This is a genomic window from Pseudomonas sp. TH37 (genome assembly GCF_016650735.1).
GTDB classification, from domain to species: domain Bacteria; phylum Pseudomonadota; class Gammaproteobacteria; order Pseudomonadales; family Pseudomonadaceae; genus Aquipseudomonas; species Aquipseudomonas farris.
Genome location: NZ_JAEKFD010000019.1, coordinates 1 through 18,822 on the forward strand (window position 1 = coordinate 1; position 18,822 = coordinate 18,822).

General features: G+C 59.7%; 9 protein-coding genes, 1 rRNA gene and 3 pseudogenes. 8 read left to right on the forward strand and 5 right to left on the reverse strand.

Annotated features, from left to right (window positions below):
* Both JFU11_RS27805 and JFU11_RS27810 read left to right on the forward strand, forming a co-directional pair.
* Positions 1-4,888 (forward strand): annotated as a pseudogene (locus JFU11_RS27805) (LapA family giant adhesin); the annotation flags it as partial.
* A gap of 147 nt (positions 4,889-5,035) precedes the next feature.
* The gene (locus JFU11_RS27810; protein WP_201062749.1) at positions 5,036-5,374 is read left to right on the forward strand and encodes a hypothetical protein; all 339 of its coding nucleotides are present in this window, start codon (positions 5,036-5,038) and stop codon (positions 5,372-5,374) included.
* A 70-nt stretch (positions 5,375-5,444) separates the two neighbouring features.
* On the opposite strand, the pseudogene JFU11_RS27815 reads toward JFU11_RS27810, so the two are convergent.
* The 3 genes and pseudogenes from JFU11_RS27815 to lapG form a co-directional block, all read right to left on the reverse strand.
* A pseudogene (locus JFU11_RS27815) lies at positions 5,445-5,684 on the reverse strand (DUF6124 family protein); the annotation flags it as partial.
* A gap of 489 nt (positions 5,685-6,173) precedes the next feature.
* On the reverse strand, positions 6,174-8,120 hold the full coding sequence (lapD, locus tag JFU11_RS27820; protein WP_201062750.1) for a cyclic di-GMP receptor LapD: 1,947 nt from the start codon (positions 8,118-8,120) through the stop codon (positions 6,174-6,176).
* A 14-nt stretch (positions 8,121-8,134) separates the two neighbouring features.
* Positions 8,135-8,827, reverse strand: coding sequence for a cysteine protease LapG (gene lapG / locus JFU11_RS27825; protein WP_201062751.1), 693 nt, complete (start codon positions 8,825-8,827; stop codon positions 8,135-8,137).
* 198 nt (positions 8,828-9,025) lie between these two features.
* Between lapG and JFU11_RS27830 the strand changes: the two genes are divergently transcribed.
* The 5 genes from JFU11_RS27830 (at position 9,026) to JFU11_RS27850 (ending at position 16,112) form a co-directional block, all read left to right on the forward strand.
* Positions 9,026-9,736, forward strand: a complete 711-nt coding sequence (locus JFU11_RS27830) for a GntR family transcriptional regulator (RefSeq protein WP_123719008.1) — start codon at positions 9,026-9,028, stop codon at positions 9,734-9,736.
* Between the two features lie 746 nt (positions 9,737-10,482).
* Complete coding sequence (locus JFU11_RS27835) at positions 10,483-11,259, forward strand: DUF3050 domain-containing protein (protein WP_201062752.1); 777 nt, start codon at positions 10,483-10,485, stop codon at positions 11,257-11,259.
* Positions 11,256-12,185: a diiron oxygenase gene (locus tag JFU11_RS27840; protein ID WP_123719010.1), complete on the forward strand. Its 930-nt coding sequence runs from the start codon at positions 11,256-11,258 to the stop codon at positions 12,183-12,185. Before JFU11_RS27835 ends, JFU11_RS27840 begins: the two co-directional genes overlap by 4 nt.
* Positions 12,186-12,198: 13 nt before the next feature.
* The gene (locus tag JFU11_RS27845; protein WP_201062753.1) at positions 12,199-15,615 is read left to right on the forward strand and encodes a non-ribosomal peptide synthetase; all 3,417 of its coding nucleotides are present in this window, start codon (positions 12,199-12,201) and stop codon (positions 15,613-15,615) included.
* Between the two features lie 29 nt (positions 15,616-15,644).
* Complete coding sequence (locus JFU11_RS27850) at positions 15,645-16,112, forward strand: SRPBCC family protein (protein ID WP_201062754.1); 468 nt, start codon at positions 15,645-15,647, stop codon at positions 16,110-16,112.
* 155 nt (positions 16,113-16,267) lie between these two features.
* On the opposite strand, the gene JFU11_RS27855 is transcribed toward JFU11_RS27850, so the two are convergent.
* A complete protein-coding gene (locus tag JFU11_RS27855; protein WP_201062755.1) occupies positions 16,268-18,148 on the reverse strand; it encodes a methyl-accepting chemotaxis protein in 1,881 nt (626 codons plus the stop codon).
* A 248-nt stretch (positions 18,149-18,396) separates the two neighbouring features.
* Between JFU11_RS27855 and JFU11_RS28250 the strand changes: the two are divergent.
* Positions 18,397-18,552, forward strand: a pseudogene (locus tag JFU11_RS28250) (PepSY domain-containing protein); the annotation flags it as partial.
* 65 nt (positions 18,553-18,617) lie between these two features.
* Here the strand turns inward: JFU11_RS28250 and rrf are convergent.
* Positions 18,618-18,733, reverse strand: a 5S ribosomal RNA gene (rrf, locus tag JFU11_RS27860).
* Between the last annotated feature and the right edge of the window lie 89 nt (positions 18,734-18,822).

An 18,822-nucleotide genomic window follows, 5' to 3' on the forward strand; every position in this document is an offset into this window, starting at 1 on the left:
GAACCTCACTGCGACCAGCACTGTGGCTGAAGGCGGCACCGTGGTTTACACCGCGTCCGTCAGCGCACCGGTCACCGGTTCGCCGGTGGTTGTCACCCTGTCCAACGGCCAGACCATCACCATCCCCGTCGGCTCGAGCAGCGCCAGCGTGAACTTCACCGCGCCAAACGACACTCTGGCTGGCGGCAGCTCTCTGAGCGTCAAGATCGACGACGCCAAGGGCGGAAACTACGAGAAACTGGAAGTTGACGGCAAGTCAGCAGATACCTCTGTTACCGATACCCAGGACACCACCAACCTGTCGCTGACCGCGACCGGCACCGTGGATGAAGGCGGCCAGATCACCTACACGGCAACCCTGACCAATGCGGCCGGCACACCAGTGACCGTGACGCTGTCGAACGGCGCCGTCATCACCATCGAAGCGGGTAAAACTACCGGCTCCGTGACCGTCGATGCACCAAAAGACGACGTCTACAAAGACGCCGGCACTGTCCAGGCAACCATCTCCACCGCCACCGGTGGTACTTTCGAAAACCTGGTGCCAAGCACTGCCCCAGCAGTAACCAGCATCACCGACACCATCGACACCTCGACCGTCACCCTGAACGCCACCGCTTCGGCAGCTGAAGGTGGCACTGTCACTTACACCGCGACTGTTGGTGCACCCGTGACAGGCAGCCCGGTCACCGTGTCCTTGGCCAACGGCCAGACGATCACTATCGAAGTCGGTAAAACCACCGGTACCGTGACCACCGCCGCACCGAACGACGCATTGACCGGTCATACCCCGCTCACCAACTCGATCACCAGCGTCAGCGGCGGCAACTACGAGAACCTGGTGGCGGATAAAACGCCGGTCAGCACCACCAACCTCAGCCTGAGCGCGACCAACTCGGTCGCCGAAGGTAGCCAGATCACTTACACCGCGACCCTGACCAACGCCGCCGGCACTCCGGTGACCGTGACGCTGAGCAACGGCGCCGTGATCACCATCGACGCTGGCAAAACCACTGGCACCGTGACTGTCGATGCGCCGAAGGATGACGTCTACAAAGACGCCGGCACCGTCGAAGCAACCATCACTGGCGCGACCGGCGGCAACTTCGAAAACCTGGTCACCAGCAATACCGCTGCGGTCACGACTGTCACCGACACGATCGACAAAACCGAAGTCAGCATCAGCGGCAGCACCTCGGTAACCGAAGGCCAGACCGCCAGCTACACCGTCAGCCTGACGCACCCGGCACAGACCGAAGTGACCCTGAAAATCGTCTACAGCGGCACCGCCGCCGACGGCTCAGACTTCACCGGCGTGTACACCGTGAAAATCCCGGCGGGCGCCAGCAGCGCGAGCTTCGACGTTGCGACGCTGGACGACAAGCTCACCGAAGGCACCGAAAACTTCGTGGTCAAGATTGACTCGGCCAACGGTGGCAACTTCGAAAACCTCGCGGTTAGCGCTTCCAACGGCAGCGTCAGCACCTCGATCATCGACAACGATGCCGCGCCGGTTCTCGACCTGGACGCCAACAACTCCAGCGGCGCCACCGGGGCCAACTACAACGTGACCTTCACCGAAGGCACCACGGGCCAGGGCGTCTCGATCGGCGACACCGACCTGAGCATCACCGACCCGGATAGCACGCTGCTGACCGGCGCCACCATCGTGCTGACCAACCGTCAGCCGGGCGACGCGCTGAACCTGGGCAACAGCGTCAATGGCATCAGCATCAACGCCAACAGCCAGGACGGCACCGTCACCCTGACCCTGTCGGGCAACGCGACGCTGGCCGACTACATGCAGCAGATCAAAAACATCAGCTTCACCAACAGCAGTGAGGACCCGAGCACCGTGCCGCGGATCATCACCGTGACGGTGACCGATGGCAGCAACTACTCCAACACCGCGACCACCACCGTCAACGTAGTGGCTGTGAACGATGCGCCGACCGCCGCACCGGTTAACGTCACTGGCACCGAAGACACCCCGCTGATCCTCGGCTGGTCGACCTTCGGCATCAGCGATGTCGATAGCCCGGCCGCCAACCTGGGGGTGAAAATCACTCAGCTACCGGGCGAAGGTAAATTGCAGTACCTGGACGGTGCGACCTGGAAAGACGTGGCGACCAACCAGACCTTCAGCAAGGCCGATATCGACGCCGGCAAATTGCGCTTCACGCCAGATGCCAACGAATCGGGCGTCAATGGCTACGGCGGCACCAACGTGGGCAACAACCAGGCGGACTACGCGCAAATCAAGTTTCAGCCAACCGACGGTCAACTGCTGGGCAACACTGGCACGGTGAAAATCGACATCACGCCGGTTGCCGACGCGCCCTCCCTGAGCGTCGCGGACAACAGCGTCAAGTCCACCGGCCTGACCAAGGAAGTCTGGACCGGTCTGTCGGGCCTCGGCACCGATGGCAACGGCGCGTCTTCCGGCACGCTGAAATCGGTCATCGACGGCGCGGGTACACCGAACTCCAGCGGCACCGTGACCAACGTTCAGTCCGACGGCAGTGTCACGGCTGGCACGGCCTCGAAAACGTCCGGCCTGATCTACCTCGAAGCGGGCAAGACTTACACCTTCAGCGGTACCGGTGACGACAGCCTGTTGGTGACCATCGGCGGTAAAAACGTGGCCGCAATTACTTGGGGTGCGGGCGGTAACCTGAACGGTTCGTTCACCCCGACCACCAGCGGTTATTACACCCTGGACATTTACCACCATAACCAGAAGGGCCCGGGCAGCTATGACGTAAACCTGTCGGTCAACGGCGGTGCGCCGGTCGACCTCAGCAGTGCCGGCGTGCCGCTGTACACCGGCGTGGCGGATCTGGCCGCTTCTGGCGTGACGGTTTCCGACCTGCACGGCACCAATGGCGAAGGCTACTACGACGGCTACAAACTCAACGAAGGCGCCGAAGGCACCAGCGTTCACTTGTCCGCGATCAAAACGGCACTGACCGACACCGACGGCTCCGAAAGCCTGAGCGTGAAGATCAGCGGCATACCGGCGGGCTCGGTGCTCACCGATGGCGCGGGCCACACCTTCACCGCCAGCGCTACCTCTGGTGAAGCCAACGTCACCGGCTGGAACCTCGGCACGCTGACCGTTACTCCGCCGCCGTACTACAACGGCCAGTTCACCCTGACCGTCACCTCGACATCCACCGAAGCGCTCGGCGGTTCGGCGCCAAGCACCGCGCAGATCCCGGTCACGGTCTACCCGGCGGTATACAACGCCGTCACCGCCACTGCCGCCGATGACACCATCACCGGCACGGATGGCAACGACATCATGATTGCCGATATCGGCGGGCTGACCGTGGTGCCGGGCACCAACTACAACATCGCCTTCATGGTCGACAGCTCGGGCAGCATGAGCGCTTCTTCGATCAGCGCCGCCAAGGATTCGCTGACGGCGGTGTTCAACACCCTCAAGCAAAGCATGGGCGGCAACTCCGGGACGGTGAACATCTTCCTGGTGGACTTCGATAACCAGGTCAACAAGTCGGTGTCGGTGAACCTGAATGACCCGAACGCTCTGACTTTGCTCAAATCCGTTCTGGATTCGATGTCGTCCGGCGGTGGCACCAACTACGAGGACGTGTTCAAAACCACGGCCAACTGGTTCCAGAGTGCCGACGCACTGGCCAACACTGGCGCGAAGAACCTCACGTACTTCATCACCGATGGCAAGCCGACCTACTACCAGAGCGGCGAGCAAACCAACCCGAACTTGTTCGGCAACGTGAAGCTCGATGACGTCATCACCACCGCCAATTACAAATTGGGGCAGACCTATTCCAGCTACCTGGACAGCACTCACTACCTGACCATCGATAGCGGCGGCACCGTCACGTTGCAGACTTACAAAAACCAATGGGGCGGTCACTGGAGCAGTTCCGAGCTGGGCACCCTCCGCGCCGAGGGCAACGGCACCTACGAACTGTCCTATCGCGATGGCAATGGCAGCAGCACCGGCTCCAACGCAATTGACAACTCCACTGACAGTTTTGCACTGCTGAACAACGTGTCGACAGTAGAAGCGATCGGCCTGAACAAGGACGTCACCCTTGGCGACCTCAAGCCGTACGACTCGGATCAAACGCCACAAACCAACATCGACCCGAAAGACCTGGCCAACTCGATCATCGGCCATACCGAAGCGACGATGCCGGGTGCCGACACGGTCAATGGCGGTGACGGCAACGACCTCTTGTTCGGCGATCTGGTGAGCTTCAACGGCGTTGCCGGTGAGGGTTATCAGGCCATGCAGGCGTTCGTGGCCCAGCAGACCGGCGTCGACGCCAGCAAAGTCACCACCAGCAACGTGCACCAGTACATCACCGAGCACTACACCGCGTTCGACGTGTCCGGCGCTCACGACGGTAACGACACGCTGCTGGGTGGCGCGGGCAACGACATTCTCTTCGGCCAGGGTGGCAACGACCTCCTCGACGGCGGCAAGGGCAATGACATCCTGCTCGGCGGCAGCGGCAATGACTCGTTGATCGGCGGTCAAGGCAACGACATTCTGATTGGCGGTTCGGGTGCCGACACCTTCATCTGGAAGGCTGGCGACACCGGCAGCGACGTGATCAAGGACTTCAAGGCCAGCGAAGGCGACCGCATCGACCTGCGTGATCTGTTGCAGGGCGAAACCGGCAGCACCATTGATAACTTCCTGAAGATCTCCACGGTGGATGGTGTGTCGTCCCTGCAAGTCAGCTCTGGCGGCAAGTTCAACGGTGCCGACGCAGCAGCGGCCACCCCGGACGTGACGATCAAACTGGAAGGCAACAATTGGTCCAGCGCCAGCATCAACTCGCTGATTGCCGGCAGTGATCCGACCATTAAAGTCGATCACAACAACACCTGATCAGCAGGCTGACGGCCGCCCAAACCGGGCGGTCGTCACGTTTGTGCCCACCTCACGGGTGACGATTTTGTTGTCGCACCGCATACTCGCCTGCGTTGGCCTATGCTGCTGACAGCACGACGCTGGTCCATTTCCGAGGGATGCTCAATGTTTTACGTGCAACGCGATGCGCAAGGTCAGTTAGTGCGCGTGGAAGCCACGGCCTACGCCGAGGCCACGGAAACGCTACCGGCCGACAACCATGAAATCCAGGCCTGGTATGCCAACGAAGTGGTTGAAACCAGCCTCAAGCAGCTCAAGCAGAGCGACCTGGAAATGATCCGGGTACTCGACGACTTGATTCAGGTATTGACCCAAAAAGGCGTGATCCGCGTCACCGACCTGCCGGCCGCTGCACAAGCCAAGCTGATGGACCGGACCCAGGCCCGTGAAGCGTTGGGCGGGTTGAGCCAGTTGATCGATGATGAAGAGACGGGGTTGATTTAACGTCCCTTCGTCGGCGCCTGCACTGGCTTGCTCGCGAAGGCGATCTTCAACTCACCACTTCTCTACCCGGCTAAACCTCGGCCCGAGCCTGCATCTGCGGCGATTCAAGGTGATCCAGCGCCCGTTCGACCAACAACTGCACGCCATCGGCCATTCGGCTCAGCGCCAGGGCTATTGAGCGCCGTGAACCTTCCACGTCATCCGCCAGGTCGGCGGCGATGGCGCTGATGGAGAGTAGGTCTTCGGAGGCGTTGGCCAGAAGGGCTTCGGTGTCGATGTCGGGGGAGACGGTGAAGAGGCGGCCTTTGCGGGGAGCAGGCGGATTCGGCGTTACTTTGAACATAAGAAATACCCTAAACAGTAAGTTGGAGCCGTCACCGTTCGCTTGCACGCGAATAGGGTGGCGGCCGTGCGCAGGTGTGCAAGACCGGGACTGTTTAGGACACCCAGCAGATCCGAGGATCTCCTGCGCGCAGCCGCCATAAAGCAGTGAGCATCGAAATGCTCATTGAGAGGAATGGCAGCACGCTACCTAAACAGTTTGGTCGGACTTGCACGTCCGTGTCACCGATTATTCAGTGACAAGGCCAGACTAGCCTTGGACTTCGGCCGGAACAAGTTCACCAAAACCGCTACAACTTGAAGGAAATCTCCTAGGACTTTGCTACCGGAATAATCGGAGTCCGCACGGGCGCCATCGCGGGCAAGCCCGCTCCCACAGGGGGCGCAGGTGAACGCAGGATTGTGGTACCACACAAATCCTGTGGGAGCGGGCTTGCCCGCGATGACGGCATCAGCCTCACCGCCAAGGCTTCGGCTCACCGAAGAGTTGCCCCTGAACCCCATACAACCCCATCTCACGAATCACCGCCAACTCCCCTTCGGTCTCGACCCGCTCGGCAATCAACGGCAAATCAATGCTGTGCGCTGCCCGCTGAATCGCCTCGATGAACAGACGCTTGTCACTCTCCTGATCAATCGCCCGGATGTAACTGCCGTCGATCTTCAGATACGCCAACCCCAGCCGCGCCAGGTTGCCGATCATGCTGAAGCGCCCACCAAATCGTTGCAGACTCAGCGAGAATCCAAGCTCGCGCAAACGCCGCGTCAGCTGTTCCAGCACCGCTTGCTCAGGCAATTGTTCCTCGCCGATTTCCAGGGTCAATCGTTCCCCGAGATTCGAATGCTGACGCAGAATATCGAACACTTTGTTCAGCGCCTGCGGATCCGCCAGTGTCGCCGAAGACAGGTTCAGCGCCAGCGACTCTTCATGGTCGGCCATCTGCTCGAGCACTAATTCCAGCATCAAACGGTCCAGCCGCGCGGTCCAGCCGAAACGCTCGAGCCATGGCAGGAAACGCCCGGCGGGAATGGTCTGGTCCTGCTCATCGAGCAGGCGCGACAGCACTTTGTAATGCAGCACTACCTGCGTGTCGTGGCTGGCGACTACCGGCTGGAAGTACAGCTCGAAACGCTGCTGATCCAACGCCTGATCCAGCAAGGTGTGCCAGGCATGGTGGTCATCGCCAACCCGGGCCGATGTACTGTGATCGAGGCACGCCCAGCTTGGTTCGCCCTGACTTTCAGCCTGGGCCAGTGCCTGATCCGCCAACCCGATGACCGCTTGCGGCGAGTCGCCATGGGCAAACGGGGCCAGCCCGATCGAGGCCACCGACGCCACGTCCGTGGCGCCCGTCGCATGCAGGCTCGCCAAGGCGCTGTCGAGGTTACTCGCCAGTTGCAGCGCTTCTTCGCGCACCAGCCCCGGCGCCAGCACGGCGAATTCACCGCCACGAATGCGCGTGACGAGGTTCTGGGTTTCCGGGTACTTGGCGCACTCACGGGACAACTGCTCGCCCACCGCTTTCAACAATTCATCGGTACGCTGACCGCCTAGCCGCTGGTTCAAACCAGCCAGATCCTTGACCCGAAGCAGCAGCAAATAGCCGGAACTGGCCTGCTCAGGATTGCTCACTCGCGCGTTCAATTGAATTTCGAAATAGCGCCGGTTGGCCAGGCCGGTCAGGTTGTCCTGATAGGACTCGACCCGCAGTCTTTCACTGCGTTCGGCTTGTTCCTGGAACAGCGCCTTGAGCTTCTCGACCATCTGGTTCATCGCCTGCACCACCCGGCGCAGTTCCGGGGTGCGCGGCAGTTCCGGCAGGCTGAGGAATTCGCGGCGAGCAATGGCGTGGGATTGCTTGACCATGTAATCCAGCGGCTTCAGTTGCCGGCGCAGCAACAGCGCGCCCAGCACCGCACTCACCGCGCCGCAGATCAGCAACCAACCAAGGCTGCCCAACGCGCTCTGCCATAGCTTGGCCAACGCGAACATCGGGTGGCTAACCACCTCGACCCGCGCGGCCTGCTCCCAGCCACGGCTGACAATCGCGTCGCCACCGGCCGGTTCCAGGCCGATCAATTTGACGAACCAGTCCGGCACGTTGGTGACCGCCGGAATGCCGCTGCGCTCGACAATCGTCTTGTCGTTGGCCAGATCGACCACACGGATGCTCGCGTAATAACCGCTGTCGAAGATCGAACTGACCAGCAACTCGACCATCGCCGGGTCGTCGATGTTCGGCGTCAGGGACAGCGCCAACGCCGTGGCTGCGTCCTGGGCATGGGAGCGCAACTGGTTGACGTACTGGGTCCGCGAGCTTTCCAGACTGACCATGAAGCTGCCGGTGAAGGCGACCACCAGGAACAGACAGATAGCGATCAACAGCTGTTTGAACAAAGACATCTGAGCGCGTGCTCCTAGTTAGTCGTCTCGACCGGAAAACCTTCGGCCTGCATTTTCTTCAACACATCCTGCCAGCGGGACAGGCGTTTGGTGTCTCCGACCTTTTTGTTGCCCTTGGCACCCGGCAACCACAACCCTTCGGCATTGAAAGAGTAGACCGGCAGCAAATCGGTTCGCTGGCTGGCGGGCTTGATCGCGTCGATCAGGCTGTCGAGCACCAAAGGCATGGCCTCGGGGCTCGAGTAGTAGGTCAGCACCATGTGCGCGCGGTTCAGGCGCAAAGCCTTGACGTAGGTGATGCGCAGCTTGTCACTGGAGACACCGAGATGGCGCAGGCTGAAATACTTGGCGATAGCGTAGTCTTCGCAGTCGCCGGCGCCTTTCCACAAGCCTTCGATCGGCGTTTCCCAATAATCGACCTCGTGCCACAGATCGATGTCTTCCTCGTAGCGCATCTGCTTGTTGAAGAAGCGGTTGACCACGTTGAGCTGTTCCAGCTCGCCAATCTGCTTTTGCGTGGCCAGCAACTGCTGCCATGCATCGATGCGCTGCTGCCCTTCACCCAAAGGTCCGTACAATGCCTGCGCGCGGCGACTGATCAGCGAAAAATCCCAGTCGGCATGCAACCCGCCCAGCATGACGCCGGCCAGCAGCAGCGCGCAGCCTAGCCAGCGCAAAGTCCGAGGGATCGCGAAACGTGCCGCCAATGCGAGGCATCCAGGGTAGGCAGGTGGAAGTCGGTTGATGGTGCAGGTTAGCCCGGTAAAAGACAATGGCACGGTGAGATCACTGTCGGCACGCTAGACTTTAAGGTAATGCGATCTTTTGCCCGTTTGACAACCAGTCAAGCAGTCACTAGTGTCCAGTTGGATCCAAATATTTCAGCCAAACAGGGTGCGTTTGTTGTGACACAGAAGCCCAACCCTCTCAGCAGTATCAAGGTCAACGGACCGATTCCCGCCCATCTGGCGCGGTCGGTAATCGAAGAAACCTTGCGCGCGGCGATTCTCGACGGTCGCATTCCTTGCGGCATCGCTTTGCGTCAGCAAGACCTCGCCGACCTGTTCGGCGTCAGCCGCATGCCGGTGCGCGAAGCCTTGCGCCAACTCGAAGCGCAATCGCTGCTCAACGTGATCGCCCATAAAGGCGCGGTGGTTGCACCGCTGGTTCAGGGCGACGCGGCAGAAACCTATGAACTGCGAATTTTACTGGAGTCCGAAGCCCTGCGTCGGTCGATCCCCCTGCTTGAAGCCGTCGACTTCGAACAGGCGGCGCGCTATATCGACGAGTTGGAAACGGAACACGACTACACCGAGATAGGCCGGCTCAATCGCCTGTTCCACATGGCGCTTTATAAAAAGGCCCCCAACCAGCGGCTGCTGAGACTCGTCGAAGACGGGTTGAATGAAGAGGAACGCTTTCTGCGCTTCAATCTGGAAGCCATGGGCCTGGGCAAACTGTCCCAGGAAGATCACCGAGCGTTATTGCGCGCCGCCGAGGAGCGGGACGTCGAGCGCTCGGTGACGTTGCTCGAAAACCACCTCAATCGGGGTGTCGAAGTCATCACACGCTACCTCGAAAGCTCTGAACCGCAGCGCAGGAAAACCTCGAAATAACCCGCCGCGACAGCCCCGAGCGAGCCCATTGAGTGGCTCGCTTTCGCTATTGAGCTGATCCGCACCTGGATTGGTCGACGAACAATCTGCTTACAAATCCCCCTTTTCGTTCATACCGGACCGGTGTGCAGCGACTTCATGCCTGCTCCACAAAGCCCCCGCCATCTTCCAGCCCGACAATTGCACCTGGCAGATCATGCAGGGGCGATAGCGACCGCCGTGAATTACGCTCACTCTTGAGCTGCCAACGAATAATGACGGACGGCGCACCGCACCCACGGAGCAGTCGACGCACCAAGAACCTACGGAAGGAGTCTTGCCACGGGAAAGGAAGAACCGGCGTCGCTCCCAGCCAACTTCCACCCCCTCAGATCACATCAACTAACCCAGTAGAAAGTTGCTTTGAGTGAGGCATTCACTCTTTATTTAAATTTTGGCCTATATAAGCTGAAAGGAGCAACTACGCCCAAATAAAACTCAATACAAAAGTTTTATTGGAACTTGTCGAGCCCGACAAAGTTAAACTTTAAATTAATTCAAAAATGACTTGCCCGACACTTTAATCGTGTATTAGTTTTTCTCCGCCGCCCACAAACACTGGGCACCACGTACTACTTAGTGATTACACACCTGAAAAACATCAATTCAATTGAGGCCCCTGTTCGCCAGTAAGAAACTTCAAGCAACCGTCACTTATTGATCAACACCACCCTCAACGGTATTCCAGATCACTTATAGGCTCGCTCATGAAACCGACTAAAGATCGTCTCAATCAGAAGAAAGCAGAACTTAGTGCGCACCCGATCTTCTCTGAAATACATTCGTTATCGGTCCTTCAACGCTTTATGGAAACCCATGTGTTTGCGGTGTGGGATTTCATGTCGCTGACCAAGCGCCTGCAACAGGAACTGACCTGCGTTCAACTGCCTTGGCTGCCTCCGCGAGATCCTCAGGCCGCGCGGTTGATCAACGAGATCGTGCTCGGTGAAGAGTCTGATGATCGTCCCGCCCAGGGTCACTACAGCCATTTTGAGTTGTACCTGGATGCGATGCGCGAAGTCGGTGCCAGCACGGCCGCCGTCGAACGCTTCGTGGCGCTGCAAAAAGAAGGCGTGAGCTACGACGTGGCACTGCAAAGCGTGGACGTCGACCCGGCGGCCGCGCAGTTCGTGCGCCACACCTTGCACACCGCTATGCATGCACCGGGCCACAGTGTGGCGGCGGCGTTTCTGCATGGCCGCGAGAGTGTCATCCCGCAGATGTTCCAGCGGATTCTCGACGACTGGGGCATCGGCATCGAACAGGCGCCTACCTTCCGTTACTACCTGGAACGGCACATCGAAGTCGATTCCGAAGACCACGGCCCGGCGGCGGAAAAGCTCCTCGCCCGCCTGGTCGATGGCGATCCGCAGCGCGAAGAAGACGTCTACGCCAGCGCCATTGCCGCCGTGGAAAGCCGCATCGCTCTGTGGGACGGCTTGCGCCTGAGCATGAGCGAACCGGTGGCGGAGGTGAACGCATGAACGCCGCCGACTACCAATCCTTCGCCGACGCCTGGGAAAGCCGCGCGACCATTCGCACCCGCCCCCGGCGCGTACTGGAAAACGACGACAAACTGATCTATCCGCTGAGCCGTCAGCCGCTGGTGCTGAGTGAAACCTTCCTGCGCGAATGCCCGGAACAACGGGACTTTGCTCTGGTGCAGACGCTCTACAAGTTCATCAACGACGTGGTGATTTTCGAAACCGAGATCGTCGACAAGACCGCCCGCAGCATCGCCAAGAACCGCTTCAGCGTGGCGTTCCCGTTCGCCTGTCGCTACGACGCCATGACCGTGGTGGTGGACGAGGATTATCACGCTCTGGTGGCCATGGATTTCATGCAGCAAACCGTCGCCATGACCGGCATTACGCCGATCGGACTGCCGGATGAAATCGAACTGAGCCGTGCCATTCCAGCGGCCGTGGCGCTCGCACCGGAACACCTGCGCAGCGCCGTGGAGCTGATCTGCGTGGCGATCGCCGAGAACACCGTGACCGGCGATGTCGCCGCGTTCGCCAAGGACGACACAGTCAAGCAGTCGATCAAGGGCCTGATGGCCGACCACTTGCTCGACGAGGGCCGTCACTCCGGGTTCTGGGCGCGGTTGGTGCGCATCTATTGGCACACCGCAAGCGAAGACGACCGCCAGCGCATCGCGCAAATCCTCCCGGTATTCATCGGCCATTACCTGACCAACGACATCCAGAAGTCCTTCGACTTCCGCTTGATCGACGCCTTGCAGATCAGCGACGCAGCACGGCGGGCACTCAAGAGCGAAGTGTCGGGGCTGGCCTTCCCGATCAATCGCCATCACCCGCTGGTCGCCAACATCGTGCGGTTTTTCCGCAGCAGTTCGCTGCTCGATTCACCGTGCGTGCAAAGCGCCCTGAGCGACTACCTGGTTTAACGAGGAGAACATCATGAGACGTCTCGATATTTTGCTCATTGGGCAAAGCCAGGCCCTGACCGACCTGGCGCTGGAACTCGAACAACACGGTCATTCACTGGTGCGGCTGGCGAATCTGGAGGCGCTGGCGCCAAGCACGTTTGATTTGCTGATCGACGATGCGAGCCTGCCATTTCAGGACTTCGGCAATGCACCGCGCCTGACGCTGCAGCTGGGTATCGGCGTGCCGGGCGCTTCAGGCCTGCCAGCATTGGACCTGCTGTGCACATACAACTTGATGCAGCTAAGTCGCGTGCCAGTCGCCGAAGAACTGTCCGGTAACGGCCAGGCATTGCGCCTGCGAGCGGTGGCCGATCTGGTCGATCACGTGGCACTGCTGGTCAGCCGCTTCTCCCGGGATGCCGATTATTTCTCGCAGGCAGAACCGATGGCTTCCGCGCACTTCGAGCAGGTGGAAAACCTGCTGTTTTTAGAGCGTCTGGCCTACGTCCATCAGCTCAACACCACGGCGGAACCATGGCTGCTGCAACTCGCCCAGATCCCGATGATCGAGCGGCTTGAACAGCGCTTCATCCAGTCTGCCGAGCGACCAGCGCTGAACATCGCCGGCACGTCGCTGAGCCATCGGCAACTGCACGCCCATAGCCGCGCCATCCAACAGCGTTTGCAACCGTTGCTCGATCAGCATCAAGGACCGTTGGTGGTCGGGATCTGCCTGCCAAAATGCAGCGTGTTGTATGCGGGGATTCTGGCGATTCTGGGCAGCGGCGCGGTGTACCTGCCGCTGGAGCCAAGCCATCCGCTGCAACGTCAGCAGTACATTCTGGAAAACGCCGGCGCGGTGTTGTTGCTGCATGACGGAGAACACCCGCTCAGCGAGACGATGCCTGGGCTGGACATCAGCGGCATCGACATCAGCGATGTGAATCTCGATCAACCCTTGATGCGCCAACGACCTGATCTCGACGCACCGTGCATGGCGCTCTATACCTCGGGCACCACGGGTCACCCCAAAGGCGTGTTGCTCAGCCAGGCCAACCTCGCGCACTTCACCGCGTGGTACGCCGACTACGTGCAGCTGACCGAACAGAGCCGGGTGTTGCAGTTTTCATCGTTGAGTTTCGACTCATCGCTGATCGATATTTTCCCGACCCTGCTTCAGGGCGCCGAGCTGATCGTGCCCAACGAGGACCAACGTCGCGATCCGCTGCAACTGGTCGAGCTGATCCGTCACCAGCGGCTGAGCCACGCCTTTTTGCCACCGGCGCTGTTGAGCATCCTGCCGCTGGATCAGTTGCAAATCCTCGATCATGTGATGACCGGTGGCGATGTCTGCGAACCTTATGTGATCGAGCAACTGACCCGCCAAGGCAATCTCTACAACCTCTATGGCCCGACCGAAGCCACGGTGCTGATCACCGCGCGGCAACTGCGCACCGGCGACAACAACCGGACCCTCGGCGCACCGATTGCCAACAGTCAGGTGCTGATCCTCGATGAGAACTTTCAACCGGTGGCCGAGCAAACCGTCGGAGAGTTGTACATCGTCGGTCCGGGGGTATGTCTGGGTTACCTGAACAACCCGCTGCAGACTGCCGAACGTTATCTGGATCTGAGCCTGCCGAATGGCCAGAGCCTGCGCGCGTATCGCACCGGCGACATGGCCAAGTGGACCTCCGACGGTATCGAGCTGTGCGGACGGCGAGACAATCAGGTGAAGATTCGCGGCTTTCGGGTCGAGCCGGAAGAGATCGAACGCTGCCTGCGCGACAGTCAGCGGTACCGTCAGGTGGCGGTGGTTATCGACCCTCATCGACGGATTCTGGCCTTTCTCGCGCAGCCTCAGGAAGAGCAACCCGGTGCTGCTCGCGAAGCCTTAAAAGCCCACGCGATGCAGTTTCTGCCGGACTACATGCAGCCGACCGCATGGACCGAACTGGCGAGCATGCCATTCGCCAGCAACGGCAAGGTCGACCGCAAAGCGCTGCTGGAACTGCCCGTCAACGTGACCGAAAACAGCCAACGGCGTTTGCCCGTCAGCGCCGATGAAGCGCTGCTGCTGGAGATCTGGGCCGAGCTGCTGGAGCTGCCCGCCAGCGATATTTCCACCGACGAAAGTTTCTTCAATCTCGGCGGGCACTCGATCCTGCTGTCGCGCATGTTGCTGCGTTTGCGTGAGGAGTTCGGCCGCAGCATCTCGATCAACCGCTTCATCGAACTGCCGACAATTGCAAAGCTGGCGACCTTGGTGCGCGGCTCCGGGACCGAAGAAGTGCTGAGCGAAAAAGCCCTGGCCGATGCCTTCCGTGAACTGGACATCAAGTCGTTGCCAGTCAGCCGAATGGGCGATGTGCACAAGGTGATCGTCACCGGCGCCAACAGCTTTGTCGGTGTTCATATCGTCGAAGCGCTGCTGGCCTGGGGCGCCAGCGAAGTAGCGTGCCTGGTGCGCGATGGTGGCGGGCAATCGGCGGCGCAACGCTTTGCTCAGGCGTTGCGGGAGAACCGTCTGGAGCATCTGGACCTGAGCCGGGTGCGGGTTTACGTGGCGGACATCACTCGCCCGCAACTGGGGCTCAGCGAAGATGTTTACCAACGACTGGACCGCGAGTTCGGCGCGCTGGTGCACAACGCCGCCAACGTCAATCACGTCCTCGATTACGAGTCGCTGGCGCGGGACAACGTCGAGCCGATTTTCGAGTGCCTGCGCCTGTGTGAAGGGCGCAGCAAGAAGATCTTCAACTTCGTCTCGACGCTCTCGGCGTCCAGCACGATTTCCGACGATGGCCGAGTCCTGGAATTGCCCGCCGCGCAGACACCGCCGATCTACATCAAGAACGGCTACAACCTGTCGAAATGGGTCGGCGAGCGGATCCTCGAACGAGCGCGGGTGCGTGGGGTTCGGGTCAATCTTTATCGCCCCGGCAACATCAGCTTCAACAGCCTCACCGGCGTCTGCCAGCCCCACAAGAATCGCTTGATGCTGATGCTCAAGGGCTCGATCCAGCTCGGCCAGGTGCCGGAGTTCGCGCTGAATTTCGACCTGATGCCGGTGGATTTCCTCGCCCGTTTCATCGCCTTCCACGCCAGCCGTTACCAGGCCGAAAAAGCGGTGTTCAACCTGCACAACCCCGAGCCCCTTAGCTGGGATTGCTACGTGGCGTCATTTCGCGAGGCCGGTCGGGAGTTCGCCATGGTCAGCGTCGCCGACTGGCAGCAGCAACTGGGCCGAGTCGACAGTGATAACGCGCTGTTTGGCGTGCTGGGTTTCTACCTCAACGGCTTCGAAGAAGACATCGGCGACATCTCGATGATCGGCCACGACAACGCCCAGGCCGGCGTCCGGCAGATGGGCGCGCACTACCCGGAAAAATCCTCGGCGCTGCTGCGGCGCGGCTGCGACTACCTCAAAGAAATCAACTTCATCTGATTCACCCTAACCCTGCACGGAGCAAAACCATGAATACTCTGCAACCCGATACCCTGATCAAAAATCCTCACGGCTGCCACGTTATGTCTTCGGTGGAAGTACCGGCCGATGCGGCGCAAGTCTGGGCGGTGGTCGGTAACTTTGCCGGCTTCGATCAATTCATTCCGGCGCTGTCGCATATCGAGATGACCGGCGAAGGCGTGTCATCGCTGCGCAAGAAATTCTTCAAGGATGGCAACCTGGTGGTCGAGCAACTCAACTCCCGGGATGACCAGGCGCTGAACATGACCTGGACGACGATCTACAACACGCTGGGCGTGGCCAATTTGTGGGCGGCGATGAGTGTTGATTCCTTGGGGGCGAGCAAGTCGCGAGCGACCTGGACCATCATCGCCGAACCGGCCCAGGGCGGCGCCGAGGCACTGCCGGGGTTCAAGGATTTTGTTCAGGGGTTTGCCGATGATGCGATGGGGAATGTGGTGAAGCGGTTTGTATAAGGCTTCGGTTCAGCGGTGACTGGTATACCGCTATCGCGAGCAAGCTCGCTCCCACAGGGGTTATCAGTCGTTCACAAATGTTGTGATCACTGAAAATCCCATATGGGAGCGAGCCTGCTCGCGATTGAACGATAACGCGGTAGAACTGACCTCAATCAGATCTTGAAACTATCAACCAACTGCTTCAACCGATTGGCCTGCTGGGACAGCGCATCGCAATCCTTCAATGTTTCATTGAGGTTGGCCACGCTCTGCTGGTTCAGCAGGTTGATCTGGTTGACGTCGACGTTGAGGGTTTCCACCACGGCAGTCTGCTCTTCGGTTGCTGCGGCCACCGATTGGTTCATGCCGTCGATTTCGCCGATGCGCTGGGTCACGCTGACCAGTCGCAGGCCGGCCTGGTTCGCCACTTCGACACTCTGCTCGCTGGAGACCTGACTGGCGTTCATGGTGGTCACCGCTTCGCGGGAACCGATCTGCAGCGAGCTGATCATCTTGTGGATCTCTTCCGCCGATTCCTGAGTGCGATGAGCCAGGTTACGCACCTCGTCCGCCACCACCGCAAAACCACGACCGGCCTCACCGGCACGGGCCGCTTCGATGGCCGCGTTTAGCGCCAGTAAATTGGTCTGCTGGGAGATGCCTTTGATCACATCGAGAATGTGACCGATGTTGTCGGTGCTCGCGTTCAGGGTTTCGATCTGCGTGCAGGACAGGCTGATTTTCTGCGACAGCTCAGTCATGGCCAGAATGGTTTTTTCCACCACCTGACGACCGTCATCGGCCTGCTCGCTCGCGCCGCTGGCGTGTTGCGAAGCATCGGCGGCGTTGCGGGCGATTTCCTGGGTGGCGGCGCCCAATTGGTTGATCGCCGCAGCCACGCTGTTGGTGCGGGCGCTTTGTTCGTCGGAGCCGATGATCGAAGCGTTGGACGATGCCATCACCCGCTGCGACAGGTCATGCACCTGACGGGTAGCCGAGGACACTTCGGAAATCGACGCGTGAATCCGCTCCACGAACTGGTTAAAGGAGCCGCCCAATTCGCCGAACTCGTCTTTGCTTTCTACCACCAGACGACGGGTCAGGTCGCCCTCGCCCTGAGCGATGTCCTGCATCGCACGACCCATCGTGGTCAGCGGACGCATCAGCACGCTGATCAGCAGACTCAGCAACACCGCAATGGCGGTCACGGCGATGAACATCGCGATCAGCGCCGAGGTGCGGAACTGGCTCAGTGGTGCGTAGGCCTTGGCCTTGTCGATCGACAGACCGATGTACCACTCGGCATTCGGCAAACCACTCACCGGCGTGAACGAGAGGATACGGTCCTGCTTGTTCAGTTCTACTTCCTGGATGCCTTTCCCGATACGGACGCTGGAACCCGGATAGATGTCTTTCAGGTTCTTCATCACCTGATCCTTGTCCGGGCTGACGATCACCTGACCGTCGGCGCTGACGAGGAACGCGTGACCGATGCCACCGAAGTCCACCGAGTTGATGATCTTCACCAGGGTTTCCAGACTCAGGTCGCCGCCGACGACGCCCAGCAGTTCGCCTTGCTTTTTCACCGGCATGGCGATGGTCACCACCAACCCGCCGATCGCAGCCATGTAGGGCGGAGTCAGCATGGTCTTGTCGGCGACCACCGCTTGTTTGTACCAAGGGCGCTGACGCGGATCGTAGCCGTCCGGCATCTTCGCGTCAGGGCGCTGGGTGAACACACCATTGGACTGCCCGACGTAGGTGAACTGGAAGTTCGAGGTGAGGGCGGGTTGATCGACCAGCCCCGGCAAATCGGCATTGGCGCCTTGATGAGCGACGTTCTGCGCGAGGTTTTCCAGGACCAGCACCCGGCCGCTCATCCAGTTCTGCACGCTGCTGGCGGTCAGCTCGCCTGCTTGCTCAACGGAAGACTCGAGGTTTTGTCGGATGGTGTTTCGCTGCAGATAGTCGTTGTACAAAGTGAACAACGCAAAAGCCAGCACCACGACGCCTGAAGCGGCCAGCAGAATTTTATGACTGAACTTAAGATTCATTTCATGGGACTTCTTATGCAAAAAGTGGGGATGCGTTCCGGGTTGCAACATTCCATGTAACAGCGCAGACGGCATTCTGGAGCCGCTCTACTTTGGTGCACGCATGTCTCATCAGTCTGTCGGCACGAGCAGGAGAAATCTTAGGAATTTGTACGAAATGCAGGGTACTTCAGTCAGATACCCGCCGAACGGCGTGTTAGAGCGCCCGAGTAGCAGTGTTTGCTGACAGTTGTTCGAACGGCAGTAGAGGGCGGATCGTTGGCTCACCGGGCAAGTGATGATCGCGGTGGGGTGTTTTGATAGCAGTACTGTCGGTGACGGGAATCTATATCTGGTGGCGCAAGTTGCTGGCTCGAAGGAGTAGCAAGGCACGCAAGAGCGGCATGTACCCCATACCGGATTGAGGTTTCTATAGCCCAGAAAGACAAAACCCCTGTCTGCATAAGCAGACAGGGGTTTCGGAATTCAATCTTGACGATGACCTACTCTCACATGGGGAAACCCCACACTACCATCGGCGATGCATCGTTTCACTGCTGAGTTCGGGATGGGATCAGGTGGTTCCAATGCTCTATGGTCGTCAAGAAATTCTGTGACCAGCCCGTTACAGCGGTAACGTGCCAGCAAAATCGGTGACTTCTACTAAAACAAAACCCCTACCTGCATACGCAGAC